18 protein-coding genes are annotated in these 20123 nt (G+C 72.3%); 8 read left to right on the top strand and 10 right to left on the bottom strand.

Translation table 11 applies throughout. The features are described from left to right. Window positions 1-4 precede the first annotated feature (4 nt). The 6 genes from BAW75_RS10140 to BAW75_RS10115 form a co-directional block, all read right to left on the bottom strand. Entirely contained in the window at window positions 5-994 is a 990-nt protein-coding gene (locus BAW75_RS10140; RefSeq protein WP_104113397.1) for an alpha-ketoacid dehydrogenase subunit beta, read from the bottom strand. Then, on the bottom strand, window positions 994-2172 hold the full coding sequence (gene pdhA / locus BAW75_RS10135; RefSeq protein ID WP_030500531.1) for a pyruvate dehydrogenase (acetyl-transferring) E1 component subunit alpha: 1179 nt from the start codon (window positions 2170-2172) through the stop codon (window positions 994-996). Before pdhA ends, BAW75_RS10140 begins: the two co-directional genes overlap by 1 nt. A gap of 613 nt (window positions 2173-2785) precedes the next feature. Next, a complete protein-coding gene (locus BAW75_RS10130; RefSeq protein ID WP_244206066.1) occupies window positions 2786-3235 on the bottom strand; it encodes a hypothetical protein in 450 nt (149 codons plus the stop codon). Between the two features lie 856 nt (window positions 3236-4091). Continuing rightward, window positions 4092-5318, bottom strand: a complete 1227-nt coding sequence (locus BAW75_RS10125) for a hypothetical protein (RefSeq protein WP_104113396.1) — start codon at window positions 5316-5318, stop codon at window positions 4092-4094. A gap of 52 nt (window positions 5319-5370) precedes the next feature. Continuing rightward, entirely contained in the window at window positions 5371-7029 is a 1659-nt protein-coding gene (locus BAW75_RS10120) for a GTPase (RefSeq protein ID WP_104113395.1), read from the bottom strand. A gap of 17 nt (window positions 7030-7046) precedes the next feature. After that, on the bottom strand, window positions 7047-8864 hold the full coding sequence (locus BAW75_RS10115) for a GTPase family protein (RefSeq protein ID WP_064447964.1): 1818 nt from the start codon (window positions 8862-8864) through the stop codon (window positions 7047-7049). 211 nt (window positions 8865-9075) lie between these two features. On the opposite strand from BAW75_RS10115, the gene dnaK reads away from it, so the two are divergent. From dnaK to BAW75_RS10090, 5 genes are all read left to right on the top strand, one after another. Then, window positions 9076-10947, top strand: a complete 1872-nt coding sequence (gene dnaK / locus BAW75_RS10110; RefSeq protein ID WP_043327583.1) for a molecular chaperone DnaK — start codon at window positions 9076-9078, stop codon at window positions 10945-10947. A 48-nt stretch (window positions 10948-10995) separates the two neighbouring features. Further along, window positions 10996-11730, top strand: coding sequence for a nucleotide exchange factor GrpE (gene grpE / locus BAW75_RS10105; protein WP_104113394.1), 735 nt, complete (start codon window positions 10996-10998; stop codon window positions 11728-11730). A 79-nt stretch (window positions 11731-11809) separates the two neighbouring features. Next, the gene (gene dnaJ, locus BAW75_RS10100) at window positions 11810-12991 is read left to right on the top strand and encodes a molecular chaperone DnaJ (RefSeq protein ID WP_064447963.1); all 1182 of its coding nucleotides are present in this window, start codon (window positions 11810-11812) and stop codon (window positions 12989-12991) included. Between the two features lie 24 nt (window positions 12992-13015). Then, window positions 13016-13456 (top strand): heat shock protein transcriptional repressor HspR, encoded by a 441-nt coding sequence (locus BAW75_RS10095; protein WP_030500539.1) that lies wholly within the window; start codon window positions 13016-13018, stop codon window positions 13454-13456. Window positions 13457-13642: 186 nt separating this feature from the next. Continuing rightward, window positions 13643-13849: a hypothetical protein gene (locus tag BAW75_RS10090; RefSeq protein WP_043327580.1), complete on the top strand. Its 207-nt coding sequence runs from the start codon at window positions 13643-13645 to the stop codon at window positions 13847-13849. Window positions 13850-13919: 70 nt separating this feature from the next. Here BAW75_RS10090 and BAW75_RS10085 read toward each other — a convergent pair whose 3' ends face one another. The 4 genes from BAW75_RS10085 to BAW75_RS10070 form a co-directional block, all read right to left on the bottom strand. Then, window positions 13920-14348, bottom strand: coding sequence for a hypothetical protein (locus tag BAW75_RS10085; RefSeq protein ID WP_030500541.1), 429 nt, complete (start codon window positions 14346-14348; stop codon window positions 13920-13922). A 164-nt stretch (window positions 14349-14512) separates the two neighbouring features. Further along, window positions 14513-15730: a cation:proton antiporter gene (locus tag BAW75_RS10080; protein WP_043327579.1), complete on the bottom strand. Its 1218-nt coding sequence runs from the start codon at window positions 15728-15730 to the stop codon at window positions 14513-14515. Window positions 15731-15735: 5 nt separating this feature from the next. Next, window positions 15736-16236 (bottom strand): cation:proton antiporter regulatory subunit, encoded by a 501-nt coding sequence (locus BAW75_RS10075; RefSeq protein ID WP_064447962.1) that lies wholly within the window; start codon window positions 16234-16236, stop codon window positions 15736-15738. Between the two features lie 68 nt (window positions 16237-16304). Continuing rightward, a complete protein-coding gene (locus BAW75_RS10070; RefSeq protein ID WP_043327577.1) occupies window positions 16305-16535 on the bottom strand; it encodes a winged helix-turn-helix domain-containing protein in 231 nt (76 codons plus the stop codon). A gap of 252 nt (window positions 16536-16787) precedes the next feature. Here BAW75_RS10070 and BAW75_RS10065 point away from each other — a divergent pair, with 252 nt between their 5' ends. The 3 genes from BAW75_RS10065 to clpB all read left to right on the top strand — a co-directional run bounded on the left by BAW75_RS10065 (window position 16788) and on the right by clpB (window position 20106). Beyond that, complete coding sequence (locus BAW75_RS10065; protein ID WP_104113393.1) at window positions 16788-17105, top strand: DivIVA domain-containing protein; 318 nt, start codon at window positions 16788-16790, stop codon at window positions 17103-17105. Further along, window positions 17102-17356 (top strand): hypothetical protein, encoded by a 255-nt coding sequence (locus BAW75_RS10060; RefSeq protein WP_104113392.1) that lies wholly within the window; start codon window positions 17102-17104, stop codon window positions 17354-17356. The genes BAW75_RS10065 and BAW75_RS10060 overlap by 4 nt, the downstream gene beginning before the upstream one ends. A 158-nt stretch (window positions 17357-17514) precedes the next feature. Continuing rightward, complete coding sequence (gene clpB / locus BAW75_RS10055) at window positions 17515-20106, top strand: ATP-dependent chaperone ClpB (RefSeq protein ID WP_104113391.1); 2592 nt, start codon at window positions 17515-17517, stop codon at window positions 20104-20106. Window positions 20107-20123: the final 17 nt, after the last annotated feature.

Below are 20123 nucleotides of genomic sequence, written 5' to 3'. Positions count from 1 at the left end.
CCGCTCACCAGCCGAACGTGCGGTCGACGGCGTCGAGCACCCGGTCCAGGTCGGGCAGGTACTCCTCCTCCACCCGGGCGGCCGGGTAGGGGGTGTCGAAGCCGGTCACCCGCAGCACCGGGGACTCCAGGGAGTAGAAGCACTCCTCGGTGATCCGGGCCGCGATCTCCGACCCGAGACCCAGGTTGCCCGGGGCCTCGTGCACGACCACGCAGCGGCCGGTGCGCCGCACCGACTCGTACGCCGCGGTCAGGTCCAGCGGCGAGATCGTGCGCAGATCGATGACCTCCAGCTCGCGGCCGTCCTCGGCGGCGGCGGTGGCCGCGTCGAGCGCGGTGCGCACCATCGGGCCGTACGCCAGGACCGTCGCGTCCGTGCCGGGCCGCGCGACCCGGGCCGAGTGCAGGGGGTACGCGTCGGCGATCGGCGCGTCCAGGTCCACCGGACCCTTCTCCCAGTAGCGCCGCTTCGGCTCCAGGAACACGACCGGGTCGTCCGACGCGATCGCCTGCTGGATCATCACGTACGCGTCCTGCGGGTTCGCGCAGCTCACCACCTTGAGACCGGCGGTGTGCGCGAAGTACGCCTCGGGCGACTCGGAGTGGTGCTCGACAGCGCCGATGCCGCCGCCGAACGGGATGCGGATGACCATCGGGATCCGCACCTTGCCCTGCGAGCGGTAGTGCATCTTCGCCACCTGCGACACGATCTGGTCGTACGCGGGGTAGACGAAGCCGTCGAACTGGATCTCGCAGACCGGACGGAAACCGCGGATGGCCAGGCCGACAGCGGTGCCGATGATGCCGGACTCGGCCAGCGGGGTGTCGATGACGCGCTGGTCGCCGAAGTCCTTCTGGAGGCCGTCGGTGATCCGGAACACGCCGCCGAGCTTGCCGACGTCCTCGCCCATGATGACGACCTTCGGGTCGTTCTCCAGGGCCCGCCGCAGGCCGGTGTTCAGTGCCTTGCCGAGGGTGAGCGTCTCCGTGGCCATCAGTGCGCGCTCCCCTCGAAGGACTCCATGTACTGCGTGAACCGGGCCCGCTGCTCGTCCAGCTCGGGAGAGCCGTTGGGGTAGACGTGGTCGAACATGCTCACCGGCTGCGGGTCGGGCATGGCGAGCACACGCTCGCGCAGGTGCACCGACTCGGTGCGGGCCTGCTCGTCGACCTCGGTGAAGAACGACTCGTCGGCGATCTTCTGCTTGGTCAGGAACGCCTTCATCCGGGCGATCGGGTCCTTCGCCTGCCACGCCTCGACCTCGCTGGCGATGCGGTAGCGGGTCGGGTCGTCGGAGGTGGTGTGCGCGCCCATCCGGTAGGTGTACGCCTCGATCAGGCTCGGGCCCTGGCCGTTGCGCGCGTTGTCCAGCGCGTGCCGGGTCACCGCGTACGACGCGAGCACGTCGTTGCCGTCCACCCGGACACCGGGGAAGCCGAACCCGCCGGCCCGCCGGTACAGCGGCACGCGGGTCTGCCGCTCCAGCGGCTCGGAGATGGCGTACTGGTTGTTCTGGCAGAAGAACACCAGCGGGGCGTTGAAGACGCTGGCCCAGACGAACGACTCGTTGACGTCGCCCTGGCTGGTGGCGCCGTCGCCGAAGTAGGCGATGACCGCCTCGCCGTCCTCGCCGCCGGTCTTGCCGTCCATGGCGACACCCATGGCGTACCCGGTCGCGTGCAGGGTCTGCGCCCCGATCACGATCGTGTACATGTTGAACTTGAACTCGTTCGGGTCCCAGCCGCCCTGGTCGACGCCGCGGAACAGGCCCAGCGGCATGATCGGGTCGATGCCGCGGCAGTAGAGCACGCCGTGCTCGCGGTAGGTCGGGAACGCCATGTCCTGCGTACGCAGCGCCCGGCCGGAGCCGACCTGCGCCGCCTCCTGGCCCAGCAGGCTGGCCCACAGTCCCAGCTCGCCCTGGCGCTGCAGCGCGGTGGCCTCGGCGTCCAGCTTGCGGACCAGCACGAGGTCGCGGTAGAGCCCGCGGTACTCCTCGTCGGTGAAGTCGACGCGGTACTCGGTCCCGTCCGGGCCGAGCGCGGTCTCGATCCGCTCACCTTCCGGCGTGAGCAGCTGTACGAGTTCCGGTTCACCGGCCGCGGCGGCGCGCCTGGTGCGGGGTGCGGCCCGCTTGCTGCGGGTGGCGGCCCCGGGGTCGCCCTTTGCCATCCGTCTCTCCCTGTCTGTCTGCGCCGGCGCCGGGGGTTACCCGAGCCGAGCACCTCGTGCGCCCGCCCGGCTGATGCCGGGTCGGTCCCTGGCGACCGCGCCTGACCCCGGTAGGGGTTGCCGCGCGGCGTGAGCCGGAGTCGGTCGGGGACAGACCCAGGCCCGGGAGCGCCGGCGCCGTTCCGCACCAGCCGCGGGGTACGCGGAGGTGGCGGCTGCGTTGCCGTCGTGTCTGAATGATTGCAGAGGAGGTGAGCGGGCCCACAGTATGGCCTCCTTGGTGGGTGAGGTTCCATCGTCTTCATGACGGATAGCCGTCTTTGTCCCCAGTGGCGGGATCGGCTGACGTACAAAATGTGTGTCGACACGCGGTTGCGACTGGTGAACTGAGCGTCACTGGGTCAAGCTTGCGGTGAGCTGTTGCGCGGCATTTGTCCGAATATCCGCGCGTGCTCTCCCGTCCCCGTTCGCGCGTGAGGAGTGTGCCGGTGTCCGAACCAGAGGGTCCCCCCGGCTCACCCTTCCTCGGCCGGCACCGCGCGCTGCCCGCCTCCCCGTACCGCCGGGTCGTCGGCGCGCACCGCGCCCCCGGCGCCGGCGCCCCCAGCCGGGGCTACCTGCTCACAGTGGCGCTGCTCGCCGGCGCGGCGTCGATGCCGATCCTCGCCGCCATCAGCACCGGATCGGCGACCGTGGGCAACAGCGCGCTCCCCGACACCAGCACCCCGTTCCTGCCGACACCCTCGATCGGGCCGGTGGTGATCCCGCCGCCCCAGGCGACCCAGCCCGCAGTGCCGTCCACACCCACCTCCGACGTCACCTCCGTACCCCCGGCGCGGCCCGTCCTCCCGGCCGCGCCGAGCCTGCCCGACGACAGCGACCTCGCCGCCCGCCACCGGTCCCGCCCGGTGGCCGCGCCGCCGCCACCGTCCACGCCGGTCCGGCCCACCCCGGTCCGCCCGCCGCACCCCTCGCCGGTGCCCTCACCGTCGCCGTCGCACCCGCCGTCCGACCCGGGTACGCCGACGCCCGAGCCGAGCCCCAGCCCCGAGCCGTCCGCCACGTCCGTCGAGCCGACGCCCTCGGCAGGTTCGTCCGACCCGTCCGGCCCATCGGGTACGTCCGGTCCCGCTGATCCGTCGGGTCCTGCCGAGCCGACCGGTTCCGCTGGGCCGTCGGGTCCCGCCGAGCCGTCGGGTCCTGCCGAGCCGTCGGGTCCTGCCGATCCGTCCGGTTCTGCTGGGCCGTCGGGTCCTGCCGGGTCGTCCGCCGCGTCCGCTCCTTCCGGCCCGGCCCGCCCATCGGTGTCCCGCGCCTCATGATCGACACCACTTCGGCGTAGTGGTGTGGTCCCAGCCGGTCCGATGCGGCCACCTCGCCGAGGTGGTGTGGATCAACAGGGGTCCGGGGGGTGTGCCCTCGTGCCGGGGTGGGGTGGTCGGGGGACGGCAGGCCTCATGATCGACACCATTACGGGGTGGTGGTGTGGTCCCAGCGGGTCCGATGCGGCCACCTCGCCGAGGTGGTGTCGATCAACGAGGTCCGGGGGCCTGGCCCTCGTGCGGGGCGGGGTGGTCTGGAGGGCGCAGGCTGCATGATCAACACCGTTGCGGGGTGGTGGTGTGGTTCCGGCCAGTTTGATGCAGCCACCTCGCCGGGGTGGTGTCGATCAAGGAGGTTCGGGGAGGCCCCTCGCGCGGGGCACCCAGGGCCGCATGATCGACACCGTTACGCCGTGGTGGTGTGGTTCCGGCCGGTTTGATACAACCACCTCGCCGGGGTGGTGTGGATCAACGAGGGGCGGGGCCACCGAGGGCCGGCGCCCGCATGATCGACACCAGTACGGCGTAGTGGTGTGGTTCTGGCCGTCCGATGCCGCCACCTCGCCGAGGTGGTGTCGATCATGCGTGTGCGACTGCCTAGGCCGGGTCGTCGGTCAGGCGGTGGCGGTTCGCCTCGATCCAGGCGTTCAGCGCCTCCGGGTCGTCCGGGTCCACGCCGTCCGCCATCAGCTGGGCCACCGCGGCCGTGGCCGGGCTGCGCCGCTCACCGGTGCTGTAGAGCCGCGCGAACTCCGGGACCATCTCGGTGATCGCCTCGTCCGTCCGGGCGGCCGCCGACTGCGACAGTCCGCGCTGCCGGGCCGCGTACGCCGCCCAGGCGCGCAGCACCCGGGGCAGCATCGCCGCGTCGTCCATGTCCAGCACGGCCCGGCGGTGCACCCAGTCGAGCAGGAACAGCTCGGCGACCATCGGGCTCCACCGCATCGGGTCGGCGTCCGGGAAGCTGGCCGCGTGGTCGAGCAGCAGGCCGAGGCAGAAGTGCAGCGAGGCCAGCTCACCGTCGGCGAAGCCGGGCAGGCCGAACCGGGACGCCTCGGGCGAGTCGAGGAATGCGCGTACCAGGCGGGTGCGCTCCTCGTCGGTGGGCGGCGGCACGACCGCCGGACCGGCCGGCGGGGTCGGCCCGGGCAGCGCGGCCAGCCGTGCGCCCACGAGCGCCCGGTCGGTGGCGAGCGAGCCCTGTGCGGGCAGCTCGGCGAGGTCGTCGGTGACCGCCAGGTGGCGGCTCACCTCGGCGTGCATCCGGGCCGGGTCCTCGGTACGGAACCAGGTGAACTCGTCCTCGGTGCAGATCTCCCGGGCCTGCTCCACGATCCGGGCCGCCGGGCCGCCGACGAAGACGTCCTTGGTGATGCCGATGTTGTGGTCGACCAGCGCCACCAGCGCGTGCTCGGGCCCGCCCTGTTCCTCGTCGTCGTACGCGAACGTGGCGAGGTAGGACGTCTGGTCGCCGTACACGTCGCCGTACGCCCAGGCGCCTGTGACGTGCACCCGGCCGAGCTGGCCGGCCCACGTCGGGGCGTACGCGCCGGGCCGGACCCGGGCGGCGCCCTCGGCGTCGGGCACCAGGGCGGCGAAGACGGCGCGCAGTGTGGTCGCGGCGGCGCTGCGCCGCCGGGACGTGGCGGCGAGGAAGCCGGTGACGAACTCGCGGACGGCCTGTTCCCGGTCGTGCTCCGCGACGGCGTAGACGCTGCCCAGCAACGCGGCGCCGAGCATCTCCGCGTCCAGGGCCGAGTCGAGCCTCGTCACGTCGCGCGCGGCGTGCAGAACCGCGTCGTAGGGGGTCTGTGGCGTGGCCATGCATCGACCCTACGCCGCGCGGGCCGCCCCCACACCGGTCAGCACGCCGGGTTCAGCGCCGCACGGCTTCGCGCAGCGCCTCCCGGGCCGTGCCGTAGCGGGTCAGCACCGCCCACACCGGGTCCAGCACGTACTTCTCGCCGACGCTGCCCACCGACGTGAGCAGGCGTCGCTCGGCCCGCGCCCGGGCCCGGCGGGCCGCCCACCCGACCACCGGCCGGGTCAGCGCCGCGATCAGCAGCCCGGCCAGCAGGCCACCGAGCAGCAGGATCGTCGGCCACGGCACCACGCCGAGCGTGGGGTGTTCCAGCGGGGGCAGGCCGAGCAGGCGCACCGCGTACCCGAGGAGCAGCCAGACCAGGCCGGCCAGCGCGGCCAGGGTGACCACCCACTGGAGCACGCCGACCACCCGCCACCAGGCCGGCCGGCGGTCCATGCCCAGGTCGGTCGCGGCGACCGCGTGGTCGAGCGCGCCCGGCAGGTCGGCCTGCCGGGACCGGGCCGCCGCGGTCACCGCGGCCGGCCACGGAGCCGGCAGACCGGCGCCGTTCCGGTCGGCCACCGCGCGGATCGCCAGCGTGAGGGCCGAGCGCTGCGCGGCTGTCGGATCGGGTACGGAGGTGGCCGCGACCAGGCTGTCCGCCGGCGCGTCCGGGTCCCGCCCGGGCAGGTGCAGCCGGCGCAGCGGATCGGGTCGTAGCTTGCGCCAGCTCCGCAGCAGCGGCCAGCCGGTGTTGCTGACGGCCCGGTGCCGGTACGCCCCCTCGACCGCCGCCGCCACAGTCGGCACCCCGGCCGCCCCGGCCAGCGCCCGGTTCAGCTCCTGCGCCGAGGCGTCGCCGGGTTTGCTGCTCGGCGGTTCCGGCCCGACGAGCGGTTCGAGATCGGCCACCACGGCGTCCACGTCGCCGGAGAGCCGGCGCAGGGCGGCCTGCCGTTCGGCGACCGTACGCTCCAGCTCGGCCCGCAGGCCGCTCAGCCCGTTCGGGTCGACCGCTACCGTGGGCAGCAGCGGCACCCCGCCCAGCCCGTCCTCGTCGAGCAGCCGGCGCAGATCCTCGAGGACCTTGGGCAGCTCGGTCGGGTGCAGCCGGTCGGCCTGGTTGAGCACCACGACCGTGACGTCCTTGTGCCTGTGGAACTCGCGCAGATAGCTGGTGTGGATCACGCGGTCGGCGTACTTCTGCGGGTCGACCACCCAGACCACCAGGTCGACCAGGCCCAGCAGGCGGTCGACCTCCAGCCGGTGACCGTGCTGCACCGAGTCGAAGTCGGGCAGGTCGAGCAGGACGAGGCCGTGCAGCGTCGACTCGTCGTCGGCGTCCAGCGGGCTCTCCCGGACGAACCGGTGCCGGGGCAGCACGCCGATCCAGTCGAGCAGCCGGACCGCGCCGTCCAGCGGACCCCACACGCAGGCGTGCGCGACGCCGGTGGTCGGCCGGCGCACCCCGACCGGGGAGAGGTCGAGCCGGGCCAGCGAGTTGAAGAGGCTCGACTTGCCGCTGCCGGTCGCGCCGGCCAGCGCGACCACCGTGTGCCGACCGGAGAGGGCGAGCCGGTCACCGGCCCGCTCGACCACCGTGTGCGCGGCGACCAGTTGAGCGTCGGGCACATCGCCGTCCACCGCGGAAAGGAACCGCTGGATCGCCTGGAGGCGCTCGATCAGCACGTCCGGGTCGACCCGCTGCTCGCCGCGCAGCGCGTCCCGCATCCGTCCGACGACGTTACTCACTGGCGTCCGTCCTGCTCGGGGCTCGGGAACAAGCCGCTCCGGTGCCGGGCCCGCTCGACCTCCAGGGCGGCCCAGCGCAGCGCCGCGCCGGCGTTGTCGGCCGGGCGCTCGGCCTCGGTGCGGGCCAGGAAGCGCTCGGCTTCCTCGGCCAGCAGCTTGCCGGTCCGGTCGAGCAGGTCGATCCGGGCCTTGCGGGCCAGGTTCCGCACCGCCTGGTCGCCGAAGATCGCCTGGAGCACGGTCTGCCCGGCGACCGCCGTGCCGGTGCCGGCGGCGACCTCCAGCCCGGTGGGGATGAACGCGGTGGAGGCGAACACGCCGATCATGACGGCGAGGCCGGTGGCGTTCACCGCGTACGCCGCGGTGCGGGCCACGAACCGCCGGTCGCCGCCCTCGACCCGGACCAGTTCCAGCACGCCGCGCTGCCAGTCGCGGACCAGCTGCTCGGCCCGCTCCGGCAGGTCGGCCGAGGCGTGGGCCAGATCCGGCTCCAGCAGCGCCGCGCCGGCCGGGTGCGCCTTCCAACCGGTGTACGCGTTCTCCGCCGCCTCGGCGGCCACGCCGCGCAGCAGCGTGACGAGCTGCGACTCGATCGCGGTACGCAGTTCCGCGGCGGGCGCGGGCCGCCCGGTGACCGCCGCGACGACCCGGTCCCGCAGCCGGCCGATGCGTGCCTCCAGGCCCCGGAAGAACTCGCCGGTGCCGATGAACTCCTGCCAGCGGGCCAGCACCTCGCCGCGCAGCAGCCGGCCGTCCCTGAGCCCCTGGTCGACGCTCCGCTCGGCGCCCCGGTACGCGGCCCGTACCCGTTCGTCCAGCGCGTCGGCGGCGGTGCACTGCTCGTCGGCGGCCTCGGCGAGCGCCTCCACCACCGGGTGCAGCGCGGCCAGCGCGCCGTCGAGCGTCTGCCGGACCACCGCGGCGCGGGCGTCGGCGTCGGCGGCGAGCCGGGCGAACCAGTCACTGAGCGGGGCGGTTATCCGGTCCGGCAGCAGCCCCTGCCCGTCCACCCAGGTCTCCGGCAGCACGAACAGCGGCGCGGCACCCAGCTCCTGCTCGGCGAGCATCTCGGACAGGTGGGCGGCGACCTCGTCGGCGGCCTCCGGGGGGACCCGGTCCAGCACCATCGCCACTGCGGTGCCCCGGGCGCGGGCGCTGCGAAGCAGCTCCCAGGGGACGGCGTCGGCGTACCGGGCGGCGGTGGTGACGAACAGCCAGAGGTCGGCGGCGGCGAGCAGTTGCCCGGCGAGCGCCCGGTTGGCGTCGACCACCGAGTCGATGTCGGGCGCGTCGAGGAAGGCCAGGCCGGGCGGCAGCGCCGGTGCGGTGACCAGGTGCAGGGTGCCCGGCTGCTCGCTCGGCTCGGTGGTCCGGGTCAGGCCGGGCAGCAGCTCGCCCTGTCGGAACCAGGCCGCGTCGGTCGGGCTGCACACCAGCACCGGGGAGCGGGTGGTGGGGCGGAGCACCCCGGCCGCGCTGACCCGTGCCTGGACCAGGCTGTTGACGAGCGTCGACTTGCCCGCGCCGGTGGAGCCGCCGACCACCACCAGCAGCGGGGCGTCGAGCCGGGCCAGCCGGGGAAGCAGGTAGTCGTCGAGCTGGTCGGTGAGGCTCGTGGCGGCGTGCCGGGCCGGCTCGGCCGACGGGAGGGCGAGCGGGAAGCGGGCCGCGCCGATCGCCGACCGCAGGCCGGTGAGCGCGGCGGGCAGGCCCTCCGCGGCGTGCGCAGGCTGGTCGGCGCCGGTGGTGGCTCCGGTGCGGGCTGCGACGGCGGGCGCGCCGGCACGGGTGGCGGAATCGCCATGCGTCGTCACCGCTAAAGCGTGCCCGACCGACGCAAGGTAAGACAACCGGACAGTAGTAACGGTCGGGTTGCGCCGGGTCGGCTCAACCTCGACTTGCGGTTTGGCGATGGCGTGGCACTATTGAGTCAAGTTCACTCAACTTGTGGTGCGGTCGCTTCCGGGCGGCCCTCCCGGGCAGGCCGTCTGACCTGCTCACCCGTTACGAAGCGAGGAAGCGAACATGGCACGTGCGGTCGGCATCGACCTCGGCACGACGAACTCCTGCGTCAGCGTTCTCGAGGGCGGTGAGCCCACCGTCATCGCCAACGCAGAGGGCTCGCGTACGACTCCCTCGATCGTCGCGTTCGCCCGCAACGGCGAGGTGCTCGTCGGTGAGGTCGCCAAGCGCCAGGCGGTGACCAACCCCGACCGGACCATCCGCTCGGTCAAGCGGGAGATCGGCACCAACTGGACCGTCGACATCGACGGCAAGAAGTACACCCCGCAGGAGATCTCGGCCCGCACGCTGATGAAGCTCAAGCGGGACGCCGAGGCGTACCTGGGCGAGCAGATCACCGACGCGGTGATCACCGTCCCCGCCTACTTCAACGACGGGCAGCGCCAGGCCACCAAGGAGGCCGGTGAGATCGCCGGCTTCAACGTGCTGCGGATCGTGAACGAGCCGACCGCGGCCGCCCTGGCGTACGGCCTGGACAAGGGTTCCAAGGAGCAGACCGTCCTGGTCTTCGACCTCGGTGGCGGCACCTTCGACGTGTCGCTGCTGGAGCTGGCCGAGGGCGTGGTGGAGGTCAAGTCCACCAGCGGTGACAACCAGCTCGGCGGTGACGACTGGGACCAGCGCATCATCGACCACCTGGTGAAGACGTTCCGCGGTGAGCACGGCATCGACCTCTCGCAGGACAAGATGGCCATGCAGCGGCTCAAGGAGGCGGCCGAGAAGGCCAAGATCGAGCTGTCCGCCGCCACCACCAGCAACATCAACCTGCCGTACATCACCGCCGGCTCGGCCGGCCCGCTGCACCTCGACGTGACGCTCAGCCGCGCAGAGTTCCAGCGCATGACGCAGGACCTGCTGGACCGCTGCAAGGGCCCGTTCGAGCAGGCCGTCAAGGACGCCGGCATCAAGATCTCCGACGTCGACCACGTCATCCTGGTCGGCGGCTCGACCCGGATGCCGGCCGTCACCGACCTGGTCAAGCAGCTCACCGGCCGCGACCCGAACAAGGGCGTCAACCCGGACGAGGTCGTCGCCGTCGGCGCCGCGCTCCAGGCCGGTGTGCTCAAGGGCGAGGTCAAGGACGTCCTGCTGCTCGACGTGACCCCGCTGAGCCTGGGCATCGAGACCAAGGGCGGCATCTTCACCAAGCTCATCGAGCGCAACACCACCATCCCGACCAAGCGCTCCGAGGTCTTCACCACGGCCGACGACAACCAGCCGTCGGTGCTGATCCAGGTGTTCCAGGGCGAGCGGGAGATCGCGGCCTACAACAAGAAGCTCGGCACCTTCGAGCTGACCGGCCTCCCGCCGGCCCCGCGCGGCGTGCCGCAGATCGAGGTCACGTTCGACATCGACGCCAACGGCATCGTGAACGTGCACGCCAAGGACCTGGGCACCGGCAAGGAGCAGAAGATGACGATCACCGGCGGCTCCTCGCTGCCGAAGGACGACATCGAGCGGATGCGCCGGGACGCCGAGGAGCACGCCGACGAGGACAAGCGCCGCCGCGAGGAGGCCGAGACCCGCAACGTGGCCGAGGCGCTCCAGTGGCAGACCGAGAAGTTCCTCGCCGAGAGCGGCGACAAGCTGCCCAGCGAGAACCGTGACCAGCTCAACGAGGCCCTCGGCGAGCTGCGCAGCGCGCTCGGCGGCCAGGACATCGAGAAGATCAAGTCCGCGCACGAGAAGCTGGCGCAGGTCTCCCAGCAGGCCGGCTCGCTGCTCTACGCCCAGCAGCAGGAGGGCGAGCAGGCGGCGCCGGGTGGCGCGGCCGGGCCGGGCGCCGGCGCGGGCGCGGGCGCGACCGGTGGCCCGAAGGCCGGCGGCGATGACGACGTGGTCGACGCGGAGATCGTGGACGAGGACAAGAAGTGACATCCGGTCCCGGACACGATTCGCACGGCAGAGGGATGAGGTAACCGCATGACGGACAAGCCACGCGCGGCCGACCCGGGTGCCACCGGGTCGGCGGGCGCCGGCAAGGACGCCGGCGACGAACCCCGGGTCGTCATCCGCGACAAGCGCAAGCTCGGCAAGGTGACCGAGCAGCCGGCGAACGACGCCTCGGCGGCGGACGCCGCTGCCGACGCGCCCGCCGAAGGGCTGGTCGAGGAGGCCGAGGTCGTGGTCGACGAGATCGGCGGCGAGGCCGAGGTCACCGGGCCGACGGTGGTCGACTCCCCGGCCGAGCCGAGCGGGGAGACGGACCTCACCGCGCCGCTCGGCGCCGAGCTGGAGTCGCTCCGCACCGACCTGGAGGAGCGCACCCGCGACCTCCAGCGGGTCACGGCGGAGTACGCCAACTACCGCAAGCGGGTCGACCGGGACCGCAACCTGGTCCAGGAGCAGGCCACCGGCACTGTGCTCAGCGCGCTGCTGCCGATCCCCGACGACCTGGACCGGGCCCGTGAGCACGGCGATCTGGTGGGCCCGTTCGGCAGCGTGGCCGAGCAGCTCACCGCCGCGCTGGGCAAGTTCGGCCTGACCGCGTTCGGCGAGAAGGGCGACCCGTTCGACCCGACCCGGCACGAGGCGGTGGCGCACCAGACCTCCGCCGACGTGACCGAGTCGACCTGCGTACAGGTCATGCGCCGCGGTTACCAGCTCGGCGAGCGGCTGCTGCGGCCCGCCATGGTCGCGGTCGCGGACCCGGAGTAGTGCCGACCCGTGACGTCCCGCCCGCCCCCACCGGGCGGGCGGGACGGCCGGGCTTCGACCCGTGGAAGGGGGTGGACCGGTGAGTTCCAAGGACTGGATCGAGAAGGACTACTACGCCGCGTTGGGCGTGGAGAAGTCCGCCTCCTCGGACGAGATCAAGAAGGCGTACCGCAAGCTGGCCCGGGAGTCGCACCCGGACCACAACCCCGGCGACACCGGGGCCGAGGAGCGGTTCAAGACCGTCTCCGAGGCGTACGCGGTGCTGGGCGACGAGAAGAAGCGACGCGAGTACGACGAGATGCGCTCGCTGTTCGGCTCGGGCGCCTTCCGCCGCAGCGCCCGCGGCGCGGGCCAGCCGGGCGGCGTGCCGTTCGACGTCTCCGACCTGTTCGGCGGCGGCGCGGGCGGCGGGGACACCCGGTTCGGCGGCGGCGGTTTCACCGACCTGTTCAGCTCGATCTTCTCCGGCGGCGGGGGCGGCGCGGCGCGTCCGCGCGGTCCGGCGCGGGGCCGGGACGTCGAGACCGAGGTGGCGCTCGATTTCGAGGATGCGGTACGCGGCGTCACGCTGCCGCTGACGCTGCGCGCGCCCGGCGTCTGCGACACCTGCCACGGCAACGGCGCGAAGCCGGGTACCCAGCCGGTGGCCTGCCCGGTCTGCCACGGCGCCGGCGTGACCACCCGCAACCAGGGGTCGTTCAGCTTCTCCGAGCCGTGTCGCAACTGCCAGGGCGTCGGCACGATCGTCGAGGAGAAGTGCCCGGAGTGCCACGGCACCGGCGGTGTCACCAAGACCCGCACGCTGAACGTGCGCTTCCCGGCCGGGGTGGCCGACGGGCAGCGGATCCGCCTGGCCGGCCGGGGTGAGCCCGGTGAGCGGGGCGGCTCGGCCGGCGACCTGTTCGTGCAGGTGAAGGTCCGCCCGGACGAGCTGTTCGGGCGTACCGGGGACGATCTGACCCTGAACGTCCCGATCACGTACGCCGAGGCGGTCCTCGGCACCGACCTGCGCGTGCCGACCCTGGACGGGACGGTGACGCTGCGGGTGCCACCGGGTACGCCCAGCGGGCGGGTGCTGCGCGCCCGCGGCAAGGGCGTCGTACGCAAGGACGGCCGCGCCGGTGACCTGCTGGTCACGCTCGACGTGGTGGTCCCGGCGAAGGTCTCGGACGAGGCGCGGGCGGCGCTGGAGACCTTCGCGGAGCAGACTCCGCCCGCCGCGCGGGAACATCTCGACGCGCGGGTACGTCGATTCAGTTGACGGCGGCAGCGGAGGTGAGCGGGCATGTCGGAGGAGTACGTCGGCTCGGGTGACCCGGCCTACGAGGCCAAGGTGTTGATGATCTCGGTGGCTGCGCGGATGGCGGGAATGCACCCCCAGACGCTGCGCCAGTACGACCGGCTGGGCCTGGTGCAGGCCGGCCGGGCGTCCGGCGGTGGTCGCCGGTACAGCGTCCGGGACGTGGTGCTGCTCCGCGAGGTGCAGCGGCTCAGCCAGGACGACGGGATCAACCTGGCCGGGGTCAAGCGGATCATCGGGCTGGAGCGGCTGCTCGAAGAGGCACAGCAGCGGGTGGCCCGGCTGGAGGCGGAGCTGGACGCCGCGTACCGGCGGATCGCCGAGCTGGAGTCGCTCGGTGGCTTTGCCCGCGGCGACCTCGTGCCGACCAACCGCACGTCCACCGCGCTCGTCGTCTGGCGACCACGCCGCGCTCCCGACCGCTGACCTTTCACCGGAAGGCCGGCGCGCCCCGCTCCCCCGGGGCCGCGCCGGCCTTCGTACGTCCGGCCCTCGTGCGTCCCTGGTTCGGGGCGCTCGTCGGGGAATGCGGGATGCGGCAGGGCGCTGTCGACTAGGCTCGCCGGTAGGGCCAAAACCCCTAAATCGGACGCCGAGTTGGCAGGGGGAGCCATGGCGGAACCGGCTAAGAAGGTGGCGGAACGCGCCGAGGAACGGCTGGAGAAGGTGGCCGAGAACGTCCGCGAGCGGTTCGACCGGGTCACCGAGGGACGCTTCAGCGACAAGGTCAAGGAAGGGCGCTTCGCCGACCAGACGGACCACGGCGTGGACCGGGCCCGGGACGACGAGAGGCGCAAGAAGCAGGGCGGGTCGACCTGACGATCCGCCGACGTGCGGGCCGGGATCCACGGGGGATCCCGGCCCGTTCGCCGTTCAAGCCGGCGACGCGTCAGAGGCGGCGGTTCTCGCGGACCAGGCCGCCCTCGCACCAGTCCCGGTAGACGAACAGGTCGGGCCGGGCGAGCAGCACGCGGCTGTTGTGCGCCCAGTTGCGCATCAGGTCGTCACCGGCGCGTTCGGCCTGCTCGACAAGCTTGCGGAACCGGCGCTTGGGATGGGCGCGGAAGTTCGTCCGGATGCCGTCGGCGGCGTAGATGTAGAGGCAGTGCAGCGCGAACCGCCGGGCCGGGCAGCGCTCGTCCATCGCCAGGTCGAACAGCGTCTGCACCAGATGGTCACCGGCGACCAGCAGGTCCCAGTCGGGCGGCATCGAGGTCAGCGGCACCGAATCCGGTTGATAGGCCCACGCCCGGAGTTCGGCGGGCGAGGGATCGACCGGATTGGCGAAGCCGTGGAACGTATCTTCCTGCACGCTCACCGGCCGACCTTCCGCTTGCGCTGGCGGGGGCACCGGCCACCCGCGGACCCTGGCTGCTGGGCCGAAACGTTAACGCGGCTGAGCGGAGCAGTGGTAGACCTTCCGGGGATCAATTTGACAACGCCGGGCCGGATCTGCCTGTGGCAGGTCCGGCCCGGCGCGGGTCAGTCCCCGGTCGGCGCGGGCAACGCCGCTGCCGCACGGGCGGCGGCGGCGCGGGAGCGCAGCCACTGCTTGAACCACTGGGTGTCGGGCAGCCGGGCGAGCAGCGGCCCGGTCACCACCGTGATCAACACGTACGCGGTGGCGAGCGCCGCCAGCTTCGGGTTCACCGGGTAGGCGGCCGCGACTGCGAGTCCGGCGATGACGATGGAGAACTCGCCGCGCGGGGTCAGCGCCAGGCCGGCCCGCCAGCGACCGGGCTCGGCGATCCCTGCCCGGCGGGCGGCCAGGTAGCCGGTGGCCACCTTCGTCGCCATGGTGACCACTGCCAGCACCAGCGCCGGCAGCAGCACCGGCGGCATGTCCAGCGGGTTGGTGACCAGCCCGAAGAACACGAAGAAGACAGCGGCGAAGAGATCCCGCAGCGGGGAGAGCAGTTCGGTGGCGTGGTGCGCCACCGGGCCGGACAACGCGATGCCGACCAGGAACGCGCCGACAGCGGCGGAGACCTGGAGTTTGGCGGCGATACCGGCGACCAGCAGGGTCAGGCCGAGCACCCCGAGCAGGAGCGCCTCCGGGTCCTTGGCGGAGAGCGCGGCGGAGATCAAGTGGCCGTACCGGATCGCCACGGCCAGCACCACGACGACGGTGAACACCGCGATGGCGAGCGCGATGCCGCCCTTCATCAGGCCGACCCCGGCGAGCAGCGCGGTGACCAGCGGCAGGTAGAGGGCCATCGCCAGGTCCTCGATCACCAGGACGGAGAGGATCACCGGCGTCTCCCGGTTACCGACCCGGCCCAGGTCGCCGAGCACCTTGGCGATCACGCCCGAGGACGACACCCAGGTGACGCCTCCGAGCACCACTGCGGCGACCCAGCCCCACCCGAGCAGCAGCGCGAACCCGAAGCCGGGAAGCGCGTTGAGCACCGCGTCGATCAGACCGGCCGGCGCGGCCGAGCGGAGGTTGCCCACCAGTTCGTTGGCGCTGTACTCCAGGCCGAGCATGACCAGCAGCAGGATCACGCCGATCTCGGCGCCGACGGCGAAGAACTCCTCGCTGGCGTTGAGCGGCAGCAGGCCACCGTGCCCGAACGCCAGGCCGGCGAGCAGGTAGAGCGGGATGGGCGAGACACCGACGCGACGGCTCAGCCGGCCGAGCAGGCCGAGCAGGAGCAGCAGCGCACCGACCTCGATGAGCAGGATTGTGGTTTCGTGCATACGCGTCAGACGTCCGGGTCGGTCTCGGCGAGGATCGCGGTCACGCCGTCGAGCCCCTGGCGGGTACCGACCACGACGACCACGTCGCCGGCTTCGAACCGGAAAGTGGGATCCGGCGAGACGTTCACCGTGCCCTGACGCAGCACGGCGACGATCGACGCGCTGGTCCGGGTCCGGGCCTTGGTGTCACCCAGCCGCTTGCCGACGTACTTCGAGCCGGCCGGAATGGCGATCTGCTCGGTCAGCAGCCCGGCGGCCTGCTCGCGCAGCCCGGAGAGCTGACCCAGCATCAGCGACGCGCCGAGGATGTCGGCGAGCGCCTCCGCCTCGTCGTCCGTCAGGGGGATGTCGTGCTGACAGGAGTCGGGATCTTCCGGGTCGTAGAGGACCAGGTCGCGACGGCCATTGCGGTGGGAGACCACACCGAGCCGGCGGCCGGACTCCGTCATCAGGTCATGACGTACGCCGATACCCGGCAGGGCGGTCTGTTCGACACGTACTCGCACGCGGGTGAGGCTACTCCGGGCGCGCACCTGCTGCGTCCGGGGTCGATCGATCGCCCGTCATCGTGCGATCAGGGGGTCTCGTCCCGACCGGTTACGTAGGTGCCCTTGCCCTGGTGCCCCTCGACGAGACCTTCGGCCTGAAGGATCAACAGCGCCGACCGGACCGGCTCTGCGGACACTTGGTAGTGCGCGATCAGTTCACGCAGGGAGGGGAGTTTGTCGCCGGGGCCGTACTCGCCCGAAGCGATCTTGTCTCTGATGTCCTGCGCGATTCTCTGACGGTCTGAAACTCGGGGCATGGCGGCAACTCCTGGTAGGCCCCAAGATCTTCCCACGAGTCAGACCGGTCAGCCAACACTTCGCGTGCTAAGCATGCTCACTCCTTGTCATGCAATGCTTTGCATTGTATGTTGCTCGTGCGGATGCCCTCGGCGGAACGCCTGGTAGGCAAACCGGCCCTCCGGTTGGCACCCGTGGTCGGCGCGACTGGTCGTGCGCGGCCAGTCGTGTCGCCTTACCCGTCTCCTTGGCCTGGAAGAAGGGACAGTGTCGTGCGCAATCTCCTGCGAATACGTCTGAAGCGGCGGAACGCGCGCCCGCCCGACTCCGCGCCGGGCGCCGCGTACCGCTCCGCGTCGTACCTTCCGCTCCGGCCCTGGCAGGTGCGAGGTCGCAGCTTCACGACGCGCCGGCGAGGGCTGGACCCGGCCGAGGTCGCCGCGTTCCTCGACCGCGTGGCCGGGGATCTCGCCGCCGCGTACGCCGAAGTCGCCCGGAGCCGTGAGGAGACGGCGCGGATCAAGGGCGCGTTGCGCGAGTGGCAGTCCCGTCAGGCTCCCTCAATGCGCGACCTGGCCGGGCGGCCGTGACCGGGCGGTACGTGATCCATCTGCCGGTGCGCGCGGCGGATCTGGCCCGGGCGAAGATGCTCGGTCGCACGGCCGGCCGGTCGTTGGCGTTCCTCGCGGTGGTGGAGTTGGGCGGGATCACCGTGTCGACGGAGGACGACCAGGCCGTACGCCATTGGGTTTTCTGCGACCGCAAGCTGGACGGCGGCCGGCGTTGCGTGCTGCGCGCCGACCACGAGACCCCTTGCCTCACGCGCCTCCCACGCCGCTAGATCTTGGTACGAAACGGCCCCTCCGAGGGCCTTTTCGTACCAAGATCTCTCCGGCTGAATCGGCGGAGAGTGACTCAGGTCACAGGGGTGGAGTTGAGCGGAATAGACTCAACTCTGGTTGTGTCATGTCCAGTGGACACGCCGATCCGGGGGAGCCCATGAACACGGAACGTCTCACCACCAAGAGCCGCGAGGCCATCACCGGTGCCGTCGCGCTGGCGAACCAGCGCGGTCACGCCACCGTGGAGCCCTGGCACCTGCTGCTGTCACTGCTGGACACCGAGGGCTCGACCGCCGCGGGCCTGCTGCGCGCCGTCGGGGCCGACCCGGCCGAGCTGCGCCGAGTCGCCCAGCGTTCGGTCGACGCGCTGCCCGCCGCGCGTGGGTCGAGCATCGCCGAGCCGACGCTGGCCCGCGAGTTCGTCAACGCCATCGGCGCCGCCGAGCAGATGGCGCGGCCGCTGGGCGACGAGTACACCTCCACCGAGCACCTGCTGGCCGGGCTGGCCCGGGTCGGCGGCGCGGTCTCGGTCGCGCTGAAGAACTCGGGCGCCACCGAGGAGAACCTGGTCGCCGCGTTCCCGACCGTCCGGGGCGGGGACCGGCGGGTCACCACCGCCGACCCGGAGCAGACCTACCAGGCCCTGGCCAAGTACGGCGTGGACCTCACCGCCAGCGCCCGCGACGGCAAGATCGACCCGGTGATCGGCCGGGACTCGGAGATCCGCCGGGTGATCCAGGTGCTGTCCCGGCGTACCAAGAACAACCCGGTGCTGATCGGCGAGCCGGGCGTCGGCAAGACCGCGATCGTGGAGGGCCTGGCCCAGCGGATCGTGGCCGGCGACGTGCCGGAGTCGCTGCGGGACAAGAAGCTGGTCTCGCTCGACCTCGGCGCGATGGTCGCCGGCGCGTCGTACCGCGGCCAGTTCGAGGAGCGGCTGAAGTCCGTGCTGGAGGAGATCAAGAACTCCGACGGCCAGGTCATCACGTTCCTCGACGAGCTGCACACCGTGGTCGGCGCCGGCAAGGGCGAGGGCTCGATGGACGCCGGCAACATGCTCAAGCCGATGCTGGCGCGCGGTGAGCTGCGGATGGTCGGCGCGACCACGCTCGACGAGTACCGGGAGCACATCGAGAAGGACCCCGCGCTGGAGCGCCGCTTCCAGCCGGTGCTGGTCGGCGAGCCGACCATCGAGGACACCATCGGCATCCTGCGCGGGCTCAAGGAGCGCTACGAGGTGCACCACGGCGTACGCATCACCGACGCCGCGCTGGTCGCCGCCGCCGCGCTCTCCGACCGCTACATCACCGACCGGTTCCTGCCGGACAAGGCAATCGACCTGGTGGACGAGTCCGCGTCCCGGCTGCGCATGGAGATCGACTCGCGCCCGGTCGAGGTGGACGAGATCGAGCGGGCGGTACGCCGCCTGGAGATCGAGGAGATGGCGCTTGCAAAGGAGCCGGACGCCGCGTCCGCCGAGCGCCTGGAGCGGCTGCGCAAGGAACTGGCCGACAAGCGCGAGCAGCTCACCGCGCTGTCCGAACGCTGGCAGACCGAGAAGAGCCACATCACCAAGCTCTCCACCGCCAAGGAGGAGCTGGAGCGCCTCGGCGGCGAGGCCGAGCGGGCCGAGCGCGACGGCGAGCTGGAACGCGCCGCCGAGCTGCGGTACGGCCGGATCCCCGCGCTGCGGACCGAGCTGAAGCAGGCCGAGGAGGAACTGGCCCGGCTCCAGGCCGACGGCGCGATGCTCAAGGAGGAGGTCGGCGCGGACGACATCGCCGCGGTGGTCGCCTCCTGGACCGGCATCCCCGCCGGCCGGCTGCTCGAAGGCGAGACCGCCAAGCTGCTCCGGATGGAGGAGTCGCTGCGGGCCCGCGTCGTCGGCCAGGCCGAGGCGGTGGGCGCGGTCTCCGACGCGGTACGCCGCGCCCGGGCCGGCGTCGCCGACCCGGACCGCCCGACCGGCAGCTTCCTGTTCCTCGGCCCGACCGGTGTCGGCAAGACCGAGCTGGCAAAGGCGCTCGCCGAGTTCCTCTTCGACGACGAGCGGGCCATGGTCCGCATCGACATGAGCGAGTACGGCGAGAAGCACTCAGTGGCCCGCCTGGTCGGTGCCCCGCCCGGATACGTCGGGTACGAGGAGGGCGGCCAGCTCACCGAGGCGGTACGCCGCAGGCCGTACTCGGTGATCCTGCTCGACGAGGTGGAGAAGGCCCACCCGGACGTCTTCGACGTACTGCTGCAGGTGCTCGACGACGGCCGGCTCACCGACGGTCAGGGCCGTACCGTGGACTTCCGCAACGCGATCCTGATCCTCACCTCGAACCTGGGCTCGTCGGTGATCAGCGACCTGACGCTCACCGAGAACGAGCGCCGGGAAGGTGTGCTCGCGGTGGTCCGGTCGCACTTCAAGCCGGAGTTCCTCAACCGGCTCGACGACATCGTGGTGTTCGCCGCGCTCCAGGGCGAGGACCTGCGGTCGATCGTGGACATTCAGCTCGACCGGATGCGCCGCCGACTGGCGGACCGCCGGTTGGGCCTGGAGATCACCGAAGCGGCCCGGACCTGGCTGGCCGAGCACGGGTACGACCCGATCTACGGTGCCCGCCCGCTGCGCCGGCTGGTGCAGTCGGCGATCGGCGACCAGCTCGCGAAGGCGCTGCTGGCCGGCGACATCCGCGACGGCGACACGGTCCGCGTCGACCTGTCCGACACGAAGGAGTCCCTGGCGGTCACCGCCGCCTGACCCGCTCCTGCGAAGGC

Source organism: Micromonospora chalcea (assembly GCF_002926165.1).
In the GTDB taxonomy this organism is placed as follows: Bacteria; Actinomycetota; Actinomycetes; order Mycobacteriales; family Micromonosporaceae; genus Micromonospora; species Micromonospora chalcea.
The sequence above is the reverse complement of the archived record's forward strand: the minus strand, read 5'-3'. Positions and strand labels throughout refer to the sequence as shown.